Origin of the sequence: Polynucleobacter sp. (genome assembly GCF_040400325.1) — a bacterium.
Taxonomy (GTDB): domain Bacteria; phylum Pseudomonadota; class Gammaproteobacteria; order Burkholderiales; family Burkholderiaceae; genus Polynucleobacter.
Map to the genome: position 1 here is coordinate 37,329 of NZ_JBBAQK010000009.1, position 19,984 is coordinate 57,312.

Annotated in this window: 18 protein-coding genes; 6 read left to right on the plus strand and 12 right to left on the minus strand. The window is 43.3% G+C overall.

Annotated elements, in window-relative coordinates:
• The 4 genes from rnhA to dnaQ all read left to right on the plus strand — a co-directional run bounded on the left by rnhA (position 1) and on the right by dnaQ (position 5,677).
• A complete protein-coding gene (gene rnhA, locus ABWP14_RS08035) occupies positions 1-465 on the plus strand; it encodes a ribonuclease HI (protein ID WP_353202454.1) in 465 nt (154 codons plus the stop codon).
• A gap of 108 nt (positions 466-573) precedes the next feature.
• On the plus strand, positions 574-1,872 hold the full coding sequence (locus ABWP14_RS08040; RefSeq protein ID WP_353202455.1) for an efflux RND transporter periplasmic adaptor subunit: 1,299 nt from the start codon (positions 574-576) through the stop codon (positions 1,870-1,872).
• Entirely contained in the window at positions 1,869-4,967 is a 3,099-nt protein-coding gene (locus ABWP14_RS08045; RefSeq protein WP_353202456.1) for an efflux RND transporter permease subunit, read from the plus strand. The genes ABWP14_RS08040 and ABWP14_RS08045 overlap by 4 nt, the downstream gene beginning before the upstream one ends.
• Positions 4,967-5,677 (plus strand): DNA polymerase III subunit epsilon, encoded by a 711-nt coding sequence (gene dnaQ / locus ABWP14_RS08050; protein ID WP_353202457.1) that lies wholly within the window; start codon positions 4,967-4,969, stop codon positions 5,675-5,677. The genes ABWP14_RS08045 and dnaQ overlap by 1 nt, the downstream gene beginning before the upstream one ends.
• A gap of 7 nt (positions 5,678-5,684) precedes the next feature.
• Here dnaQ and ABWP14_RS08055 read toward each other — a convergent pair whose 3' ends face one another.
• Complete coding sequence (locus ABWP14_RS08055; protein ID WP_353202458.1) at positions 5,685-6,776, minus strand: tartrate dehydrogenase; 1,092 nt, start codon at positions 6,774-6,776, stop codon at positions 5,685-5,687.
• A 60-nt stretch (positions 6,777-6,836) separates the two neighbouring features.
• Positions 6,837-7,499, minus strand: coding sequence for a SprT-like domain-containing protein (locus tag ABWP14_RS08060; RefSeq protein WP_353202459.1), 663 nt, complete (start codon positions 7,497-7,499; stop codon positions 6,837-6,839).
• A 71-nt stretch (positions 7,500-7,570) separates the two neighbouring features.
• Here ABWP14_RS08060 and ABWP14_RS08065 point away from each other — a divergent pair, with 71 nt between their 5' ends.
• A complete protein-coding gene (locus tag ABWP14_RS08065) occupies positions 7,571-8,881 on the plus strand; it encodes an amidase (RefSeq protein ID WP_353202460.1) in 1,311 nt (436 codons plus the stop codon).
• Positions 8,882-8,886: 5 nt separating this feature from the next.
• Here the strand turns inward: ABWP14_RS08065 and ABWP14_RS08070 are convergent, their stop codons facing one another.
• Together ABWP14_RS08070 and ABWP14_RS08075 are read right to left on the minus strand one after the other, a co-directional pair.
• Complete coding sequence (locus ABWP14_RS08070; RefSeq protein ID WP_502930159.1) at positions 8,887-9,864, minus strand: Bug family tripartite tricarboxylate transporter substrate binding protein; 978 nt, start codon at positions 9,862-9,864, stop codon at positions 8,887-8,889.
• Between the two features lie 37 nt (positions 9,865-9,901).
• Positions 9,902-11,023, minus strand: a complete 1,122-nt coding sequence (locus ABWP14_RS08075) for an NADH:flavin oxidoreductase/NADH oxidase (RefSeq protein ID WP_353202461.1) — start codon at positions 11,021-11,023, stop codon at positions 9,902-9,904.
• A 167-nt stretch (positions 11,024-11,190) separates the two neighbouring features.
• On the opposite strand from ABWP14_RS08075, the gene ABWP14_RS08080 reads away from it, so the two are divergent.
• Complete coding sequence (locus ABWP14_RS08080) at positions 11,191-12,711, plus strand: CoA-acylating methylmalonate-semialdehyde dehydrogenase (RefSeq protein ID WP_353202462.1); 1,521 nt, start codon at positions 11,191-11,193, stop codon at positions 12,709-12,711.
• 62 nt (positions 12,712-12,773) lie between these two features.
• On the opposite strand, the gene ABWP14_RS08085 is transcribed toward ABWP14_RS08080, so the two are convergent.
• The 8 genes from ABWP14_RS08085 to ABWP14_RS08120 form a co-directional block, all read right to left on the minus strand.
• Positions 12,774-13,442 carry an amino acid ABC transporter permease gene (locus tag ABWP14_RS08085; RefSeq protein ID WP_353202463.1) on the minus strand — a complete coding sequence of 223 codons (669 nt, stop codon included), beginning with the start codon at positions 13,440-13,442 and terminating at the stop codon, positions 12,774-12,776.
• Positions 13,439-14,176 carry an amino acid ABC transporter ATP-binding protein gene (locus tag ABWP14_RS08090; protein ID WP_353202464.1) on the minus strand — a complete coding sequence of 246 codons (738 nt, stop codon included), beginning with the start codon at positions 14,174-14,176 and terminating at the stop codon, positions 13,439-13,441. The genes ABWP14_RS08085 and ABWP14_RS08090 overlap by 4 nt, the downstream gene beginning before the upstream one ends.
• 34 nt (positions 14,177-14,210) lie before the next feature.
• Positions 14,211-14,864, minus strand: coding sequence for an amino acid ABC transporter permease (locus ABWP14_RS08095; RefSeq protein ID WP_353202465.1), 654 nt, complete (start codon positions 14,862-14,864; stop codon positions 14,211-14,213).
• Positions 14,865-14,888: 24 nt separating this feature from the next.
• The gene (locus ABWP14_RS08100) at positions 14,889-15,638 is read right to left on the minus strand and encodes a transporter substrate-binding domain-containing protein (protein WP_353202466.1); all 750 of its coding nucleotides are present in this window, start codon (positions 15,636-15,638) and stop codon (positions 14,889-14,891) included.
• Between the two features lie 70 nt (positions 15,639-15,708).
• Entirely contained in the window at positions 15,709-16,194 is a 486-nt protein-coding gene (locus ABWP14_RS08105) for a DUF1178 family protein (protein WP_353202467.1), read from the minus strand.
• Between the two features lie 65 nt (positions 16,195-16,259).
• A complete protein-coding gene (locus ABWP14_RS08110; RefSeq protein ID WP_353202468.1) occupies positions 16,260-16,859 on the minus strand; it encodes an NUDIX domain-containing protein in 600 nt (199 codons plus the stop codon).
• 124 nt (positions 16,860-16,983) lie between these two features.
• Complete coding sequence (gene nuoN / locus ABWP14_RS08115) at positions 16,984-18,483, minus strand: NADH-quinone oxidoreductase subunit NuoN (protein ID WP_353202469.1); 1,500 nt, start codon at positions 18,481-18,483, stop codon at positions 16,984-16,986.
• A gap of 10 nt (positions 18,484-18,493) precedes the next feature.
• A complete protein-coding gene (locus ABWP14_RS08120; RefSeq protein WP_353202470.1) occupies positions 18,494-19,960 on the minus strand; it encodes an NADH-quinone oxidoreductase subunit M in 1,467 nt (488 codons plus the stop codon).
• Positions 19,961-19,984 lie beyond the last annotated feature (24 nt).

Sequence of the window (19,984 nt, forward strand, 5' to 3'; positions counted from 1 at the left end):
ATGTCTCACACCAAGCACAGCAAGCAACTACCGCATATCGTTATCTATACAGATGGCTCATGCAAAGGAAATCCAGGGCCTGGCGGCTGGGGTGTCGTTTTACGCTCTGGAAATCACGAAAAGCACCTGCATGGGGGTGAAAAGCACACAACCAATAATCGTATGGAAATGAGTGCAGTCATTTATGCCTTAAAAGCCCTTAAACAATCTAGTGCTGTCGAACTCTGGACGGACTCACAATATGTTCAAAAAGGCGTTACAGAGTGGCTTCAGGGCTGGAAACAGCGTGGCTGGAAGACGGCAGCCAAGTCCCCTGTCAAAAATGCTGATTTATGGCAAGAATTGGACGCCCTGCTTCCGAACCATGAGATTTCATGGCACTGGGTTAAGGGCCATGCTGGACATCCAGGTAATGAACTTGCTGATCAGCTAGCCAATAAAGGAGCTGAAGAGTTTTTACCTTAGAGCGTATAAGCATTGAACAAGCTCTTTTTTAACCCCTATGAGAGAATGCACAGGCACTCTAATTAGCAAAAACCCCATTAGAATGCTAAAAATTAAGAAAATGAAGCCGTGTCAAAAATAGAATCTACATTAAACAAAATACCCACTAAGGTTGCGCAAGTTTTTGGGTATTTAATGTCTTGTCTTTGTGCTCTATGGCAAAAAATTTCAAACCGCATGCCGACCATCTCTTTCGCTTCGGTAAAGTCTTTTATTTTCGGCTTCAAATGGCGCATCTTCATTGTGATCATTATTTTGTTCGCAGGTTCAAAAACCTATGATTATTTTTATCCGCCAGTCGCTAGGGCCGAAAAAGGTGGTGGACCCACGACAGTAAGTACCATTGTGGTTGAGAAGAAAGATATTCCGCTTGTGATTGAGGCCACTGGTACGATGGTTTCAAATGCGATTGTCGATATCAGACCAATGGTGACCAATACAGTTGCCAAAATTCATGTTAAAGATGGTCAGGAAGTCAAAGCTGGCGATCTATTATTTACGCTAGATAATCGCAATGATACTGCTAACTATGAGAGACTGAATGCCTTAGCTGAAGATGCCCAAAAACAATATCTGCGCGCCACTGAACTCGTCAGTAAAAACTTTATTTCTAAAGCGGGTTTAGAAACCTCCTTGGCTAATGCTAAGGCTGCTCAGGCAGCAGCCCGCTCAGCTGAAGTTCAGTTATCCTTTGATTCGATTCGCTCTCCGATTACTGGACGTGCTGGAATTGTAAATGTGTTCCCTGGGTCTCTAGTACAAGCGAGTAACGTCGTCACAACCGCTACCAGCTCAACTGCAACATCAAGTGTTGGGTCGATGGTGACTATTACACAACTAAATCCCATCAATGTTCAGTTTGTAGTACCTGAAAAAGATATCCCTATATTGCTTGAAAATCAATTAGATGGAGAGCCTCTGACAGTCAAAGTCACAGTCGGTGATTCAGGTAAGAAAACCTATGAGGGCAAGGTGCTTGTCATCGATAACCAAGTCGACCCTTCAATTGCAGCAGTAAGGGTCAAGGCACAAATCCCCAATAAGTCCATGAGCATTCTTCCGGGTCAGTTTGCTCGTGTATCTATAGTGGCTAATACCTTAAAGGATGCTCTCTCGGTTCCCTCACAGGCAATCATCATCAATCCTAGAGGAAGAATTGTATATACAGTAGATAGCGAAGGAAAGGCTGTTGCAAAGCCCGTTAAAGTAGTTTACGAATACCAAGGTACTTCTATCGTTACTGGAATTGAAGCGGGCGATAAGGTAGTAGTAGAAGGTAAACAAAATCTCCGTCCTGGCAGTAAAGTACGCGAAGCTAAAACTAAAGACGCCGCTCCTCAAAACCCACCTGCGACCGAGAAAAAATGACGCTTTCCGAATTATGTATTCGGCGCCCCGTTATGACGGTCTTGCTTTCTTTTGCAACCGTCGTTGCCGGAACAGTCGCCTATTTCAATATTCCAGTAGCGGCCTTACCAAGTTTTAATACTCCCGTTATTTCAGTTAGCGCATCACTACCGGGCGCCTCTCCAGAAAATATGGCGTCCGCTGTTGCACTGCCATTGGAAAAGGAATTTTCAACGATTGACGGTATTAAAGCCATCAGCTCTGTCAATTCATTGGGCAGCACCAGCATTTCCTTGGAATTTAATAACAATCGAGATATTGACAAAGCAGCGGTTGATGTCCAGGCAGCACTCTTAAGGGCGCAAAGACGGCTTCCAATTGAAATGACGACTTCACCGTCATACCGCAAAGTCAATCCAGCTGATACGCCTGTATTAGTTGTGCGTTTGAGTTCCCCATCAGTGAGTTTGTCGGATTTAAATGACTATGCAGAAAATTTACTGTCACCAAATCTGTCCACCATTAGCGGTGTAGCACAAATTATTGTTTATGGTGCAAAGCGTTACGCAGTTCGAGTGCTGGCTCGCCCTGATGCATTGGGTAACCGCAACCTCACCATGGATGATGTGGCCAATGCCATTAATAAGGCCAACTCCAATACCCCGGTAGGTGTTCTTAATGGGCCTCGCCAATCGATCACAATCTACGCAAACCCTCAATTAGTCAGACCTGAAGAATTTGGGAATCTCATCATCAGCCAAAAAAATGGTCTACCTATTTACCTCAAAGATGTTGCTGAAGTGATAGAGAGTTACGAAAACGTCTATACACTAGCGAGCTCTAATGGCGAAAGATCGATTGCAATCGCAGTATTACGTCAACCTAATGCAAATACTGTGGAGGTTGTCAAATCAGTCAAAGCATTACTGCCTGAGATACAAAAGCAGATGCCTGAGTCGATTAAGCTCCAAGTGGCAAACGATCGATCTTTGTCTATTATTGAAGCGATACACGATGTGAATGTCACACTTGCTTTAACTGTGTTGTTGGTTGTGTTGGTCATCTTCCTATTTTTAAAGCACGCAGCAGCAACCTTAATACCGTCAATTAGCTTGCCCATTTCTTTAATTGGCGCATTCTTTTTACTCTACATCATGGGCTATAGCCTTGATAATATTTCGCTGCTCGGTATTACGCTAGCAGTAGGTTTGGTGGTTGATGATGCAATCGTAGTCCTAGAAAACATCATGCGTCATATTGAAAATGGTATGGACCCTCTCAAGGCCTCACTCAAGGGCAGTAAAGAGGTTGGCTTTACCATTATTTCTATTTCGATTTCATTAATTGCTGTGTTTATTCCTCTCTTCTTTTTGCCTGGACCCATTGGCCTGCTCTTTAGAGAATTTGCAGTGGTTGTTTCTTTGGCGATTTTTGTATCGGCCATTGTTTCTTTAACAATAGTGCCAATGTTGTGTAGTCGCTTCCTGCCTAAGCCTGGGGTACACGCCAAAGAATTCGCTATCAACAAACAATTTGATCGCTTCTTCAATTGGATGCTCAAAACCTATATTCACTATCTTGATTTAGCATTACACCATCGTAAGATAGTCTTGTTGGGTGCTATCTCTACATTTGCTATTTCTATTTTCTTATTTATGAATAGCCCAAAGGGATTTTTTCCAGAAGAAGACATTGGACAAATTCTGATGACTACCGAAGCATCGGAGGATATGTCATTTGATTCGATGTTAAAACTTCAGGACCAGGCAGCTGATATCGTTAGTAAAGATCCAAACGTAGACACCTCAATTTCTATTATCGGTGGCGGTAATAGCTCTGGCAAAAATACTGGACGTATTTTTACTGTTCTCAAACCGAAAAGTGAACGTGCAAAGATGGCTAAGATAATGGAAGATCTGAGAGTCAAATTTAGAGAAATACCGGGGCTTCAGGTATATATGCGCCCTGTACAAAATTTACAAATTGGTGGTCGAAGTAGTAAAAGTCGCTACCAATTTACCCTGCAAAGTGTTGGCTTTGATGGTGTCAATGAATGGGCCGACAAGCTCATGCAAAAACTGCGTACCGATCCGATCTTTAGGGACGTTACAAGTGATTCACAATTAAAAGGTCTGAATGTCAAAATTGACATTAATCGAGAAAAGGCAGCCAGTGCAGGTATTACGATCGCTGATATTCGATCTGCTTTGTATGCATCTTATGGTGAAAGACAAGTATCGACCATCTACACCCCTGTCAACACTTACTATGTCATTCTAGAAACTGCTAAAGAAGATCGGCAGTATGAAACTGATCTTAATAAAATATTTGTTCGCGGTCGAGCTACTGATAAATTAATTCCCCTTTCTAGTGTTGCAACATTTACTAGATCGATCGGCCCTACCTCGGTGAATCATCTTGGGCAAATACCTGCGGTGACTCTGTCATTTAACTTAGCGCCCGATGTTTTCCTTGGCGATGCAACCAAGAAAATAGAAGAATTCACCAAAGAAATTGGTCTGCCGCCTTCTATTATTACCAGCTATGGTGGTGATGCAGCAGTATTTAAAGAGAATCAATCCGGCCAGGTGATCTTAATTTTGGCTGCTCTTGGAGTGATTTACATTCTGCTTGGAGTTTTATATGAAAGTTATATTCACCCGCTCACTATTCTGGCGGGTTTGCCATCTGCTGCCATTGGGGCAATATTAGCATTGCGTATTTTTGGCTTTGAGTTAACAGTCATTGCTTCTATTGGTATTTTGCTGCTGATTGGTATCGTTAAAAAGAATGCCATTTTGATGATTGACTTTGCGCTCGATGCACAACGTAATCAAGGAATGAGCCCTGAACAAGCAATTAAAGAAGCCTGTATCTTGCGTTTCCGTCCTATTATGATGACTACCTTTGCAGCCCTAATGGGCGCCCTGCCGATTGCATTTGGTATTGGCGCAGGAGCAGAGTTGCGCCAACCCTTGGGCATTAGTGTTGCTGGTGGCCTAATCCTATCGCAATTTGTTACCTTGATTATTACCCCTGTGATTTATCTTTACCTTGATAAATACGCGGGCAAAGGCCCAATGGAAATACCGCCATCAGTCCTTGAGGGTACCTAATGCGCCAAGTAATTTTAGATACTGAAACAACGGGATTAAATCCTGCAACCGGAGATCGCATTATTGAAATCGGTTGCGTAGAGATGGTTGGACGACGCCTAACCGATAAGACTTTTCATTACTACATTAATCCTGAGCGGGATATCGACGCAGGAGCTTTTGCGGTTCATGGCCTTTCGAGAGAATTTCTGTCTGATAAACCCATCTTTGCTAATGTTGTTGAACAATTGATTGAGTTTGTCGATGGCGCAGAAATTGTGATTCATAACGCCGCATTTGACTTAGGATTCTTGGATAATGAGTTCGCTCTTTTAAAGCGCCCACCGTTTCGAAATTTAGCTAGCAGAGTAACTGACACCCTACTAGAGGCTCGTCAAATGTTCCCTGGTAAGCGTAATTCATTAGATGCACTGTGTGAGCGTTTTTCTATTAGCAATCAACACCGTACACTTCATGGCGCGCTATTAGATGCCCAATTGTTAGCAGAAGTCTATGTAGCGATGACGCGTGGCCAAGAAGATCTATCGATTGATTTAATTGACTATACCGTTGACACAGATTCTGACGGTCATAAGAAATCACTGCCCGTGAATTTAAAATTCATTGCAGCAAGTGCTGATGAATGTCTGCTGCATGAAAAAGTTTTAGAAGAAATAGCCACGGCCAGTAAAAAGGACCCCGTATGGAGTCCTATTCAAACCGTTAGCTAAATGATTTCTAGATTGCAGCAGCGATTGCCTTGCCTAAATCATCCGTTTTAGCAGAGCCACCTACATCGGGCGTCAAAGGCGCATTACCGGGCCCAGAGGCTAGCACTTTTTCAATTGCGGAATAGATGGCTTTACCAGCTTCAGGGTAACCCAAGTGGTCTAGCATCATTGCTCCACTCCATATTTGGCCAATCGGATTAGCAATCATCTTGCCGTAAATATCTGGCGCAGATCCATGCACTGGTTCAAATAAAGATGGGAATTTTCCTTCAGGATTAATGCTTCCCGATGGCGCTACCGCAATCGTTCCTGTGCAAGCTGGACCTAAATCAGACAAGATATCTCCAAATAAATTGCTCGCAACAACCACATCAAAACGATCAGGGTTCATTACAAATTGTGCAGCCAAAATATCAATGTGATATTTATCTGTTCGCACATCCGCGAAGTTTTTAGACATGGCCACAACCCTCTCATCCCAATACGGCATGGTAATGGCAATACCATTCGATTTAGTGGCTGAAGTTAAATGCTTTTTAGGGCGACTTTGAGCTAAGTCAAATGCGTACTGCAAAATACGATCGACGCCCTGTCTTGTAAAAATTGATTCTTGAATGACGAACTCTCGATCGGTATCGGGAAACATCTTGCCACCTACGCTGGAGTATTCGCCCTCAGTATTTTCGCGAACTACGAAGAAGTCAATATCACCCGGTTTACGATTTGCCAAAGGACAAGGAACACCAGGCAAGAGGCGAACAGGACGTAGGCTCACATACTGATCAAAACCGCGACGAAACTGGATCAAGCTACCCCATAAAGATACGTGATCAGGCAAGATGTCTGGCATACCTACTGCGCCAAAGAAAATAGCGTCATACTTCATCAAGGTATCAAACCAATCATCAGGCAACATCTTGCCATGCTTGAGATAGTAATCACAGCTTGCAAAATCAAAATGGTCAAACTGCATACCAACCCCAAACTTTCGATTGGCGGCCTCTAATGCACGAAGACCCTCAGGCATAACCTCTTTGCCAATGCCGTCGCCAGCAATTACAGCAATCTTTGGATTTTTGAAAATTTTCTTTGCATTCATGTGAAAAGGTCTCTCAATTGAGGTGTTATTTTGAATAGTAAAATTTTACAACTGAATAATTTAACTAATGGCTCTACGAATCTCATCAGGAGCTTTTTTAGCTCCCTTACCAACCGACTCGCTATCGTAATCACTTGTATTTTCAATCGTTTCAGGGACATCTTCTAGCATGCGGATATGATCTTTTGGACAGATAGGAGCACCATAGCTGGCCCATTTTTTTAGCAAAGTAACCTCGTAACCACATTGACCACATTTAGCCTTACTTCTGCTCGCATTACTTGCTCTTGGGGGTGGGAAGATAATCGCTTTATGTGGGTAGGGTCCTAATTCTTGACTGATCATCATCAATTTGACAGTTAGTTCTTCGGTAGCATGAGCCATTCTGGCTGGCCCCTCCAAGCCTACTGTCTGTGCAATCCCTTTGAAGTCTTCTCCATGTCCACTAAAACAATCATCAACGGCATGACAAAGCTCATGAACCAAAGTATCTAGCAATTGCACTGGTTCATCAATTTTAGGTGAAATAAAAATTTCATTGATGCCCCCTTCTGAGCGCTGGCGAGGCCAGCACTGGCCCAAAGTGGTTCTGGGGCTACTAGATGCCGGAAATCCACAAGAAACGCGCACGGGGGGAATAGCATACCCAGCTCTAGAGAATACGGGTTCAAGGTGTTTAACGGCATCCTCAAGCCATGCTTCACGAACGGAATGTTGCTTCATTTAGGTAGAATTTCTGAGTACTTTAAAAATGTTAAATTGCGATCATACGCCACACTTAGTAGAATAAAGGAATGAAAGATCTAGAGAGCCTAAGTGCCTCGCAAGCTGCACGTGCACTTGCTAGGCGAGATATCAAAGCAACCGACCTACTGCTTTCCTGTTTGGATCGTATAGGCCATCGAGAGAGCCTAGTGAAGGCTTGGTCAAGTCTCGGCAAAGAAAATGCCCTGGCACGCGCTAGGGAGCTTGATAAGGGCTCAATTAAAGGAATACTGCATGGGCTGCCGATAGGCGTAAAAGACCTATTTGATACCTATGACTTACCGACTAGCTATGGATCACCCATCTATGCCAACAACTACCCTGCCTCAGATGCGGTTTCTATAGCCTTAATGCGTCAAGCAGGCGGAATTATCCTAGGCAAAACTATCAGTACAGAATTTGCAACATTTAAGCCCCCTGTTACTCACAACCCACATCACCTTAAACATACCCCCGGGGGATCGTCTAGTGGATCAGCTGCAGCTGTTGCAGACTTTATGGTTCCTTTGGCAACAGGCAGTCAAACCGCCGGTTCTATTATTCGACCAGCATCCTATTGTGGTGTTGTCGGTTATAAACCCAGCTTTGGCAAAGTCATGCTGGCTGGTGTTAAAGCTTTAGCTCCCTCTTTAGATACCTTGGGCTGCTTTGGCAGAAGTGTTGGAGATGTTGCTCTGGGTGTTGCAGCCATGAGTAATGACCTTTCTCTCGATGAGATTGATCAACTTCATAACAAACCACGAGTGGCTATTTGCAAAACTAAGGATTGGTCTTTTGCTAGCAAAGAAACTGCTGGCGCTATAGCCTTAGCCCGCTTTACTGCTGAAGAGATTGCTAAAGGAATGGTTCAAGATATTTCTTTACCGGCAGCCTGCAAAGATCTAACCTTAATTCAAACTCGGATCATGAGTTTTGAGATGGCCCGTGCGCTTATTTTTGAGCGCACACGTTTTAATAAAAAATTGAGTCCTCAGCTATCACAGCAACTCTCTGAAGGCGCGCAAATACCTTACGAACAGTATCAAAAGGATTTAATGAAAGCCCAAGCGGCGCGTTTTGCTATTGCGCAACTCTTTGATAATGAAGTCGATATTTTGATTGCTCCTAGCGCACCTGGTGAAGCTCCGCTAGCAAAAGATGGTACCGGTAACCCAGTATTTTGCCGGGGATGGACTCTATCAGGACTACCATGCATCAACCTTAATGTCAGTAGTGGCCCCAATGGCTTGCCAGTAGGCGTGCAGCTGATTGCAGGTCCTGGAAAAGATCGATTCTTATTGAGTGCTGCTAGAGCATTTGCTCAAGCATTGCCTGATCCCATTTTAAGAGACCAGGCATAAGACTGTTAGTCCACGGTGATATTAGCTGATTTAATCGCCTTATTCCAATAAGGTAACTCTTTCTTGAGTAATGCATCCATTGCCTGAGGATTGAGATAGCGCAACTCAATGCCAGCAGAATCTCCACGCTCTTTGACTTCAGGCAAAGCTAAGCTTGTTTTCACAGAATCTGTCAGCTTAGTAATAATGGGGCCTGGTGTCCCTGCTGGAGCATATAAAGCCACCCATGCCTCCAATTGAAATGATGCCAAGCCAGCTTCAGCAGTGGTGGGCACATTTGGCATACCTGGATGGCGACTCTTGCCAGTAACGGCTAAGCCTTTTAACTTTCCGCTTTGAACATGCTGCATTACCGAGGGCGGCGTTGTAATAAAGACTTGTACTTGACCAGCTAAAACATCCAGGATCGCTGGCCCAGAGCCTTTATAGGGTACATGCACCATATCTACTCCCGTGCTTTGTTTAAATATCTCAGTGCCGATATGAGAAACAGAGCCATTTCCTTGGGACGCATAATTGAGCTTACCCGGATTAGCCTTTGCATAAGCAATCAATTCTTTTAAATTATTGACAGGCACCGAGGGATGGACAGCAATCACGTTAGTTGAGACAGTTAATAGCGCGATGGGTGAAAAATCTTTAATGGGATCCCATTGAAGTTTATCCATCAGCGCAGGATTAGCAACGTGATATCCCGAGTACGAAATCAACAAAGTGTAGCCATCGGGTTTTGCTTTTGCGACGTATTGATAGGCAGTATTACCACTTGCGCCGGGCTTGTTATCGACTACGACTGGCTGCCCAATCACTCTCGTCAAAGGCTCGCTCAGTATGCGTGCAGAAGTATCGACTAAGCCTCCAGGAGGATTAGGTACTACTAATGTAATAGGCCTGTCAGGAAATGTTTGTGCGTGTGCAATAACCGAAATCATGCAAGCGCACATTGCAATCAGAGCAGTCTTTATTAGGTAAATATGTTTCATGGAGATCTCCCTTGACTCTTATTGAGTATTTTTAAAATTATCTTTGACCAACTTTTACATTACCAAATATTGCCTGGGCTTCTCTTGGTAAGCAACGCCAATAGCGCTCATTAGAGGCAACAGTGCCATCAAGAGCTGTAGCAGCCTCCCAAGCCCAACGTGGCTTATATAAAAAGGCTCTTGCTAGGGCGATTAAATCAGCATCACCTCTTTGTAAGATTTCTTCGGCTTGATGGGGGTCGGTAATGAGACCTACCGTCATGGTAGGTAGTCCCGATTTTTCTTTGACAATCTTGGCAAAAGGAACTTGGTAGTGTGGGCCAATGGCAATTTTTTGTGCAGGAGAAATACCTCCAGATGAGATGTGAACATAGTTGGCGTCTAAGGATTTAAGACGTGCCGCCAAGTCTGCCGTTTCCTCAGGAGTCCATCCTCCGGCAATCCAATCGCTAGCAGATAATCGAATACCTAAAACCCCTTGATATGCTGCTCGTACAGCCTTAAAGAGTTCCAGTAGAAAACGAATGCGGTTCTCAAATGAGCCACCATATTCATCTTGACGCTGATTGGCTATCGGAGATAAAAACTGATGTAATAAATATCCATGGGCACCATGCAATTCCACTCCATCGATACCAATTTTGTTTGAGCGTTTAGCCGCAACGACAAAAGCTTCTATTAATTCTTGTAAATCTTCCTTAGTGAGTTCATGTGGCAAGCGCTCGCCTTCTAATTGTGGAATAGCAGAAGGTGCTTCCATTTCCCAGCCGCCCTGATCTACTGCAAGCAATTGACCACCATCCCATGGGGTAGCACTCGATGCCTTTCGACCAGCGTGAGCCAGTTGAATAAATACCGGTGTAGCAGGCGCCAATTTACGAGCTCTGATCAATTTATCTGATAGGGCAGCTTCGGTACGGTCATCCCATAGTCCCAGACAGGCAGGTGTGATACGCCCCTCTTGAGTGACTGCAGTAGCTTCAATAATGAATAAAGCCGCCCCACTATTCAGTAAGTTTCCCCAATGCATCAGATGCCAGTCAGTAGCCTCACCATTCATAGCTGAGTATTGGCACATTGGGGCCACAACCACCCGATTCGCTAGCTTTAATGGGCCACGGGGGCTATTTAGAGTGTATTCAGAGAAAAGAAGACTCATATCGGACCTTTAAAAAACTCACAAAATGTAACAAATATCCAAAACAGACTTATAGCGATAAAATAGTGCAATAGTAGAATAAACGAGACAGCGAAGTCCTGCACAACATTAGACTCGCTCTCTTTATCATTTATCTAACACCCTTGAAAAAATAAGCGCAAATGACTATGAATGCACCACAAGCTTTTGCATCAAAAGATGATACTGGCCACTACGTTGGCGGCAAGCTCGTCAACCCTAAGGATGGGCGTTTTTCAGACGTATACAACCCTGCCCAAGGATCTGTTGCCCGCAGAGTTGCTTTAGCTAGCCGCAAAGAGGTTGATGCTGCAGTGGCAGTTGCTCAAGAGGCATTTGTGAGTTGGGGCCAAACAAGCCCATTGCGCCGGGCCCGCATCATGTTCAAATTTCTAGAATTAATGAATGCCAATCGCGATGAATTAGCTGCCATCATTACCGCCGAACATGGGAAAGTCTTTACCGATGCCCAAGGCGAAGTCACTCGTGGCATTGAGATCCTAGAATTTGCTACCGGTATCCCCGAATTACTAAAAGGGGACTATACCGAACAGGTTTCTACAGACATTGATAACTGGGTGATGCGCCAACCTTTAGGCGTTGTCGCTGGAATTACTCCATTTAACTTCCCTGTGATGGTGCCGATGTGGATGTATCCAATGGCGATAGCTTGTGGCAACACATTTATCCTCAAACCAAGCCCTACTGACCCTTCTGCCGCATTGTTTATGGCAAAACTTTTAAAGGATGCTGGCTTACCAGATGGTGTCTTTAATGTTGTTCAAGGCGATAAAGAAGCGGTAGATGCCTTGATTGAAAATCCAGACGTTAAGGCTGTCAGCTTCGTTGGATCGACCCCAATTGCAAATTATATTTATGAGCGTTGTGCCCACTTTGGTAAACGTTCGCAGGCCTTGGGCGGTGCTAAGAATCATATGGTGATCATGCCCGACGCGGACATTGATAAGGCAATTGATGCACTGGTAGGGGCTGCTTATGGCTCAGCTGGGGAACGCTGTATGGCAATCTCGGTTGCAGTCTTGGTCGGTGATGTGGCTGAGAAAATCATGCCTAAACTGATTGAGCGCACCAAAACCTTGGAAGTTAAAAATGGTATGGAGTTAGATGCTGAGATGGGGCCGATTGTGACAAAGGCTGCATTAGAGCGCATTACCGGATATATCGAGAGTGGCATAGCTTCTGGTGCAAAACTCTTAGTAGATGGGCGTGGCCTGAAGGTTCCCGGTAACGAGAGTGGCTTTTACATTGGCGGCACCTTATTCGATAATGTCACCCCTGACATGAAAATCTACTTAGAAGAAATTTTTGGCCCTGTTCTTTCTTGTGTACGTGTAGCAAATTTCACCGATGCTCTCAATTTAGTGAACTCTTGTGAGTTTGGTAACGGGGTTGCCTGCTTTACAAGCGATGGCAATATCGCCCGTGAATTTGCTCGCAGGGTTCAAGTGGGTATGGTTGGTATCAATGTACCCATTCCAGTGCCAATGGCTTGGCATGGTTTTGGTGGTTGGAAGAAATCGATCTTTGGTGATACGCATGCTTACGGTAAAGAAGGCGTGCGCTTTTATACTAAACAAAAAAGTGTCATGCAGCGCTGGCCAGAGAGTATTGCTAAGGGTGCTGAATTTGTTATGCCAACATCTAAATAATCACTTCTTTCTCAAACTTAAAAGTGACCTACGGGTCATTTTTTTGTTATAAAAACTCTAATTTAGTGTGTTGGAAAAACCACTCTTCTCTCAATTGCCCTGGCAAACAAGACGATGACAGATACCATTGCCAAGTAAACAATTGCGGTGAGTAAGTAAGCTTTAAAGAATTGAAAGTTACTTGCGGCTAATTCTTGCATTCGTGCAAAAAACTCCGTGTATTGAATCAGAAAGGCTACAGAACTATCCTTTAAATTAGCAATGACTTGATTGGTTAATGCTGGAACCGATAATTTCAGGACTTGAGGCAAAGTGATGAGCTGAAAGATTTGAAAAGGACTAAAGCCCTGTGCTGCAGCAGCCTCTAGTTGAATAAAATTCAATCCGTTATAAGCTGTTTTCATATAGGCAGCGTTATAAGCAGCCACATTTAATGTAAACCCAATCGTAGCAACAGTAAAAGGATCCATCCGAAGACCCCATTGCGGTAGTCCGTAGTACATCAAGAACAATAGGACAATTAGGGGCATACCAATAAAAAACGATATATAAGAATTAGTGACTGTACGAATGAAGACATTTTTACTTATCGAAAGATAAAACACCACAATCCCAAGTAACAAGCCAGTAATACTAACTAGGCCCGCCAGTTTTAGGGTATTGACGAGGCCCAACAAAATCAGCGGCATCTGTGTGATCAGATCTGCTTCAAAAATCTTCCATGCATTCATTTCTTGTTATCCTTATTACCAAAGAATGCATGAATATCAGGATCAGATGTGTCACTCATCAGGATTGAAATCTTTTCATCCGCACGAATGACTCCCTTGTCTAAGAACATCACCGTATCAGAAATATTTTGCGCGAGTGCTAAATCATGAGTAACACAGAGCATCGTAATACCAGCCTCATGCAGACGATTGATTAAATCGGCGACATCACGTGACATGATTGGATCAAGCGCTGAAGTCGGTTCATCCAATACCAGTACCGCTGGATCCATAGCCAAGGCTCGGGCAATCGCTACTCGTTGTTGTTGGCCTCCCGAAAGCTGGGCTGGATACTTGTGTTGGTGAATCGTCATGTCAAATTTTGATAAGGTCACTAAGGCCTTCTCATTTGCCTCTGGTTTTTTCATGCCCTCTAATACTGTTAAGGCTAATGTCACATTTTCTAAAACGGTCAGGTGGCTATATAAGGCAAATTGTTGGAATACGAATCCAATTTGTTTCCGCAATGCCCTCACATCAACATCGAGACCAGCCACTTCTTTGCCGCGAAACAAAATAGATCCTGAGGTGGGATCTTCAAGGCGATTAAGACAATGTAATAACGTAGATTTACCTGAGCCAGAGGAGCCCATCAAGACACGGACTGCCCCATCCTCTACATCAAAATTGATGTCTGATAGTACGACTTGATCGCCGTATATTTTTTTGAGGTCACGAACCTGAATTAATGCCACGAAGCAGCCTCTCTGAATGTAATCCTTGAGTTCATCATGCTTTACCCAATCCTGGAATTTGATAATGACGATTAATTAACTGAATACCGAACAATAAAATACGATAAATAGCGAAGTAGAGTATGCCAACAGCAAAGTAAATCTCAACACCGCGCAAAGTTGTAGAAGTTAGGGCAATTGCCTGCTTGGTAATCTCAGGAATACCGACGGTGTAAGCAAATGGGGAATACTTTAAAACAGATGTAAATTCATTAATCATGCCTGGCACTGAAAAACGAAACATCTGCGGCAAATCGATATACCAAAGCACCTGTAATTTGCTCATTCCCATTGCTTGGCCTGCCAAAATTTCATCGGCATTGACTGAATTGAAGGCACCACGAAATACTTCAGCAAGATAGGCGGAGGCAACAAGGCCAAGACTGAGTGCCATCGCCATCAAGGGCGGCACTTTAATACCCACGCTAGGCAAACCAAAATACACCATGAAAAGTAAGACTAAAACCGGTACACCCCTGAAGATATAGGTATAGGTATCAATCAGTGGTGTTACGCCAGGAATTTTTAGTCGACGTAAACTCGCTAAAGTAAGGCCGATTACCAAACCTGTAGCGCTACAGACTAAGGTAACAATGACAGTGTAAGAAATACCTTGCGCTAATTGAGCAAGGATGTCATAAAAATTCACAAGAAAGCCCTATAAAACTAAAAACTAATTCATCCACTTATCTAGAATAGCCTTCACTTTGTCTGGACCGAGTTCTTTCAAGTAGGCATTAAAATCATCGCGTAACTTCGATCCCTTGGCAAAAGCAAAACCAAGCTTGTCATAGCCGCTAAAGACATAATCACTTTCAATGGGTAACTTCATTTTATTAATAAAGTTAGCCAGTACCGGTTCTTCAATGAAGGCAAGATCAATGTTGCCATTTTGTAGATCTGTGATGACCTCAGTATAAGAAGGATAGAGTTTTACGTCGCTTAAAGAGTAGTAACCCTTTGGCTCTAACTCATTACGTATCAGATCGTCATAAGCCATCCCACGCGGATAGCCAATCTTATATTTTTTAAGCTCATTCAAATCCTTAATTTGAATATTACGATTTTTCATACTCACCAAATGCCAAGCATTATCGTAATATGGCTGCGAAAAATCCATGACCTCTTTGCGTTTATCCGTAATGGATATTCCTGAAAAGGCGACATCGGCTTGACCACTAGACACTGCACCTAACATTCCCTGCCAATCATATGGCGTCACCTTAAGAGTACAAGAGCGGGCTTTACAGTAACCATCAAAAATATCCATATCGACACCAACAATCTTGCCGTTTTGTTCAAACACCATGGGGGGCGAAGCTGGAGATACTGCCACCTTAATTTCTTTTGAATTCGATTTAGAGCATGCAGAAATGCCTAAGGCCATTAGGCAGACTACTAGAGCCAGAAAAATCCGTTTCATTCACATATCCCCATTAATCAAGTTAGGTCTAAAAAATATCCTAACAAGTATATGGGATTTGCTAAAACACTTACTGGAGAGTATTTTTAAATGCAGGGATCATAGGCACCGCCAAGACTTCAATTCCCTCATCCCTGAGAGACTCTGCTTCATCTACAGTAGTTTGACCCCGAATACTCCGTTCAGGCGCTTCTTTATAGTGAATTTTTCGAGCCTCTTCTGCGAAGGCTTTACCAACATCCTCAGATCGGCCCATTAACTCTCGCATACCTTTTAAGAAGGCTGATTGAATCTGAGCTTCAAGCTGGGAGTGATCCTGGCCAGTAAGAGCAACAGCATCACCGCTTAAATGAGGACTCTCGGGCTGCACGATAGCGAGTTCTGTTGAGGATGATTTAGCGATATGTGGCGCAGAAGGCATCCGCGTAATGACAGTACTGTCACAAATTGGGCATGCCAAGATCCCTTTATCCTGCTGGGCAAGACAATCAGCTTCAGAGGCAAACCAACCTTCAAAGCGGTGATCTGAAGGACATGCGAGGTTATAAACTTTCATAAGACCTATATCGGGGCAAAAGTACCAAATTCAATACCCTCTATTTTAATGGGTTTTGATAGTTATTATTTAATGGAATGTGGTTTCACAAGCCCTTTGCGATAACGATCAAGCCAATAAGCTGATATGGTAGTTTTTACATCCGTGATTTCACCACCCTCTACCCAAGCAATTAATTGCTCAAGGGGGGCAGCAAATACGTCTAAAAACTCTTCATCATCTAGCTTACTTTTGCCAGGCACTAGATCCTCAGCCAAATAAATATCAATTAATTCTGTAGAGTAGGAGATTACGGGGTGAATGCGCCGGATATAACTCCACTTTTTTGCAGTGTAGCCCGTCTCTTCCTCGAGCTCGCGTTGAGCACAAAGCAAATGATCCTCACCAATCTCTAATTTACCTGCAGGAATTTCAATACAGGTTTTTGCAATGGGATAGCGATACTGACGCTCCAATAAAACTCTGCCATCATCTAAGATAGCCAATACAGCAACTGCTCCTGGATGAGTTAGATACTCACGCACAGCTTGCTGACCATCAGGTAAACGAACCTGATCTCGCTTCATATGAAGAAAAATTCCACCATAGATGTCTTCACCAGATATACACTCTTCACGTAAGTGTTTATCACCCGCAGGTAAATCGCAAAATAATTTTTCAGTCATGAAGTTCGTGGCTTTCTTAAAATGGAATAACTCATCATACAAAAAAGGAATGTCATTTCAATGGCATCTCAAAAGAATATAGGCCCCAAGCGGAGCCTATATACCCACACCAACTATAGATGCTCTAGGATCCTAGCAAGGTACGGCGCATTGCATCCAAACAAACTGTCATCAAGCTAGCCGGCACAATACCAATGATGAGTACCAGCAGACCATTCAAGCCTAGAATGCTTTTCGTAAAACTTGATCCAGAAACTGTTATCTCATGCTCTGGCTCATCAAAATACATGACCTTGACTACCCGCAGGTAATAGAAAGCACCAATTAAAGAGGCAAACACAGCAATCACTGCCAAAAAGGTATGTTCAGCATCTACTAAAGCCTCTAAAACTCCGAGTTTTGCTGCAAATCCAACCGTTGGTGGAATGCCAGCCAATGAGAACATCATGATCAAACCTATAAAGGCATACCACGGATGTATTTTGTTTAATCCCTTGAGTCCATCTAAGGTTTCACAGTCGTAACCTTTGCGTGACAGAATCATCAATAAACCGAATGTACCCAAAGTAGTTAATACATAGGTTATTGCGTAAAACATTGATGCGCTAAAAGCAATATCATCAAAAATAGATAGCATTCCCAAAAGAACAAAACCCATTTGGGCGATAGCTGAGTAGGCCAACATACGCTTAAGATTAATCTGCGCTATCGCTGTCACGTTGCCTACAATGAGAGACAACATAGCTAGTATCACCAACATTGGCTGCCAATCTCCCATCAAAGGCAGCAATGTATTAACTAGCAAACGGAATAATAAGGCAAATGCAGCAATTTTAGGTGCTGCCGCAATCAGCAAAGTCACTGCCGTAGGAGCACCCTGATATACATCTGGGACCCACATATGAAACGGCACTACACCCAACTTAAATGCCAGACCAGCTACAATAAAGACTAAACCAAAAGCCATGACTAAATGGTTAACGCGAGGATCGGCAACTACTTTGAAGATCTCAATCAGATCTAATGAGCCTGTAACACCATACAGCATCGACATTCCATAGAGTAAGAATCCCGATGCCAAGGCTCCTAAAATAAAGTATTTGATGGCTGCTTCAACACTTTTCTCACTACTATGTCGCATCGCTACTAAAGCATAGGTTGGCAAAGCCATTAGTTCTAGGCCAAGATAGAGCGTCAAGAGATTGGCACCCGAAATTAAGACCATTTGACCCAACAATGCTAGTAAAGCTAAAACAATAAAGTCTGGACGAAATAATGCGCGATCTTTTAGATACTGCTTGGAATAAATTAGGCTAACTAATACAGCAATACATGAGCACGCTTTCAGTAAGTTGGAGAATGGATCTGACTGGAACAAACCATTCATGGCAACTAATGAAATATCTGGTATGCGAGTAATATAAGAAAAAATTAAATATACGAGCAATATCATGGTGAAAAAATATACAAAACCAACTGCACGGGGCGTATGGAAAATATCTTGTTCTATACCAGGTGTGATTGCATGGTTTTCACGAATGTAAACGCTAATAAGCAATAGCAGACAAGTCACTACTAGTAAAACGAGTTCCGGCAGGATGGCGTAAAGGTCGAATGCTTGCATTTGCTTTTACTCAGAGTTTGCTTACAGCAACATGCTGTAGCAGATTAATGACGGCTGGATGAATGATGTCAGTAACTGGTTTTGGATATACACCCATACCAATCACACAAATCGTCAGAACGGCCATCATGAAATATTCTCGGCCATTCAGATCTTTAAGCTGCTCTACCTGATCATTGGCGATCACGCCGAAGAACACACGCTTGACCATCCATAGAGAGTATGCAGCCCCTAGAATTAAAGCAGTAGCAGCCAAAATACCAATAACAAAGTCGTAGTCAACTGCAGCCAAGATCACCATAAACTCACCAACGAAACCAGATGTGGCAGGCAAGCCGCAGTTCGCCATTGACATGAGTACTGCAAAAGCAGTAAAAACAGGCATCCGATGCACTACCCCGCCGTAATCGGCAATTTGTCGGGTATGCATACGATCATATAGAACACCAATGGAGAGAAACATTGCGCCGGCAATAAAACCATGTGAAATCATTTGCACGATACCGCCCTCAATGCCCAAAGGGCTAAAGAGGAAAAAGCCAAGAGTTACAAATCCCATGTGTGCGACCGATGAATAGGCCACCAGTTTTTTCATATCCTTTTGTACTAGGGCTACAGCCCCAACATAGATCACAGCTACTAAAGATAGGAAGATGATAAAAGGTCCGAGATATTGACTAGCATCCGGGGCAATTGGTAATGAGAAGCGCAAGAAACCATAGGCACCTAGTTTCAACATAATGGCGGCCAGCACAACAGATCCTCCCGTAGGAGCCTCTACGTGGACATCAGGCAACCAGGTATGCAATGGCCACATTGGAACCTTTACAGCAAAAGCCATAAAGAATGCGGCAAATAAGAGAATTTGCTCAACAATATCAAGACGTGCAGTTTGCCAAACCAGGATATCGAAGGTATTCGTTGCGTTGTACAGGTAAAGCATGGCAACTAAAGTCAACAAGGATCCAAGCAAGGTGTACAAAAAGAACTTAAATGCTGCGTAGATACGGTTATGACCACCCCATACGCCAATAATGATGTACATCGGAATTAAGGTGGCTTCGAAGAACACATAAAACAGCAAGGCATCTAAGGCACAAAATACTCCAATCATTAATCCTGAAAGGATCATGAATGAAGCCATGTACTGCGAAACTTTAGTATCGATTACTTCCCATGCTGCGATCACTACAATAATATTAATAAATGCAGTCAGAACAATAAACCAGACAGAAATACCATCGATACCAAGATAGTAATTAATGTCATAACGAGGAATCCAACTCAACTTCTCAATAAACTGCATTCCTGGATTAGCGATATCAAACTGGATGATTAAAGGAAGCGTTGCAATAAAGCCAAGAATTGCACCAATCAGCGCTAACCAGCGAACACCAGCCGACGGTTTATCAGACCCATAAAATAAAATGATGAGTCCAAAAACGATCGGAATCCAGATGACATAAGAAAGAATCATAGTGGGTACTTAAGTAACATAGAC

What these genes read in the sequence shown, in the direction of transcription:
- rnhA (WP_353202454.1), top strand. Translation starts at nt 1, where the DNA reads ATGTCTCACACCAAGCACAGCAAGCAACTACCGCATATCGTTATCTAT.
- ABWP14_RS08045 (WP_353202456.1), top strand. Translation starts at nt 1,869, where the DNA reads ATGACGCTTTCCGAATTATGTATTCGGCGCCCCGTTATGACGGTCTTG.
- dnaQ (WP_353202457.1), top strand. Translation starts at nt 4,967, where the DNA reads ATGCGCCAAGTAATTTTAGATACTGAAACAACGGGATTAAATCCTGCA.
- ABWP14_RS08055 (WP_353202458.1), bottom strand. Translation starts at nt 6,776, where the DNA reads ATGAATGCAAAGAAAATTTTCAAAAATCCAAAGATTGCTGTAATTGCT.
- ABWP14_RS08060 (WP_353202459.1), bottom strand. Translation starts at nt 7,499, where the DNA reads ATGAAGCAACATTCCGTTCGTGAAGCATGGCTTGAGGATGCCGTTAAA.
- ABWP14_RS08065 (WP_353202460.1), top strand. Translation starts at nt 7,571, where the DNA reads ATGAAAGATCTAGAGAGCCTAAGTGCCTCGCAAGCTGCACGTGCACTT.
- ABWP14_RS08070 (WP_502930159.1), bottom strand. Translation starts at nt 9,864, where the DNA reads ATGAAACATATTTACCTAATAAAGACTGCTCTGATTGCAATGTGCGCT.
- ABWP14_RS08075 (WP_353202461.1), bottom strand. Translation starts at nt 11,023, where the DNA reads ATGAGTCTTCTTTTCTCTGAATACACTCTAAATAGCCCCCGTGGCCCA.
- ABWP14_RS08080 (WP_353202462.1), top strand. Translation starts at nt 11,191, where the DNA reads ATGAATGCACCACAAGCTTTTGCATCAAAAGATGATACTGGCCACTAC.
- ABWP14_RS08085 (WP_353202463.1), bottom strand. Translation starts at nt 13,442, where the DNA reads ATGAATGCATGGAAGATTTTTGAAGCAGATCTGATCACACAGATGCCG.
- ABWP14_RS08100 (WP_353202466.1), bottom strand. Translation starts at nt 15,638, where the DNA reads ATGAAACGGATTTTTCTGGCTCTAGTAGTCTGCCTAATGGCCTTAGGC.
- ABWP14_RS08105 (WP_353202467.1), bottom strand. Translation starts at nt 16,194, where the DNA reads ATGAAAGTTTATAACCTCGCATGTCCTTCAGATCACCGCTTTGAAGGT.
- ABWP14_RS08110 (WP_353202468.1), bottom strand. Translation starts at nt 16,859, where the DNA reads ATGACTGAAAAATTATTTTGCGATTTACCTGCGGGTGATAAACACTTA.
- nuoN (WP_353202469.1), bottom strand. Translation starts at nt 18,483, where the DNA reads ATGCAAGCATTCGACCTTTACGCCATCCTGCCGGAACTCGTTTTACTA.
- ABWP14_RS08120 (WP_353202470.1), bottom strand. Translation starts at nt 19,960, where the DNA reads ATGATTCTTTCTTATGTCATCTGGATTCCGATCGTTTTTGGACTCATC.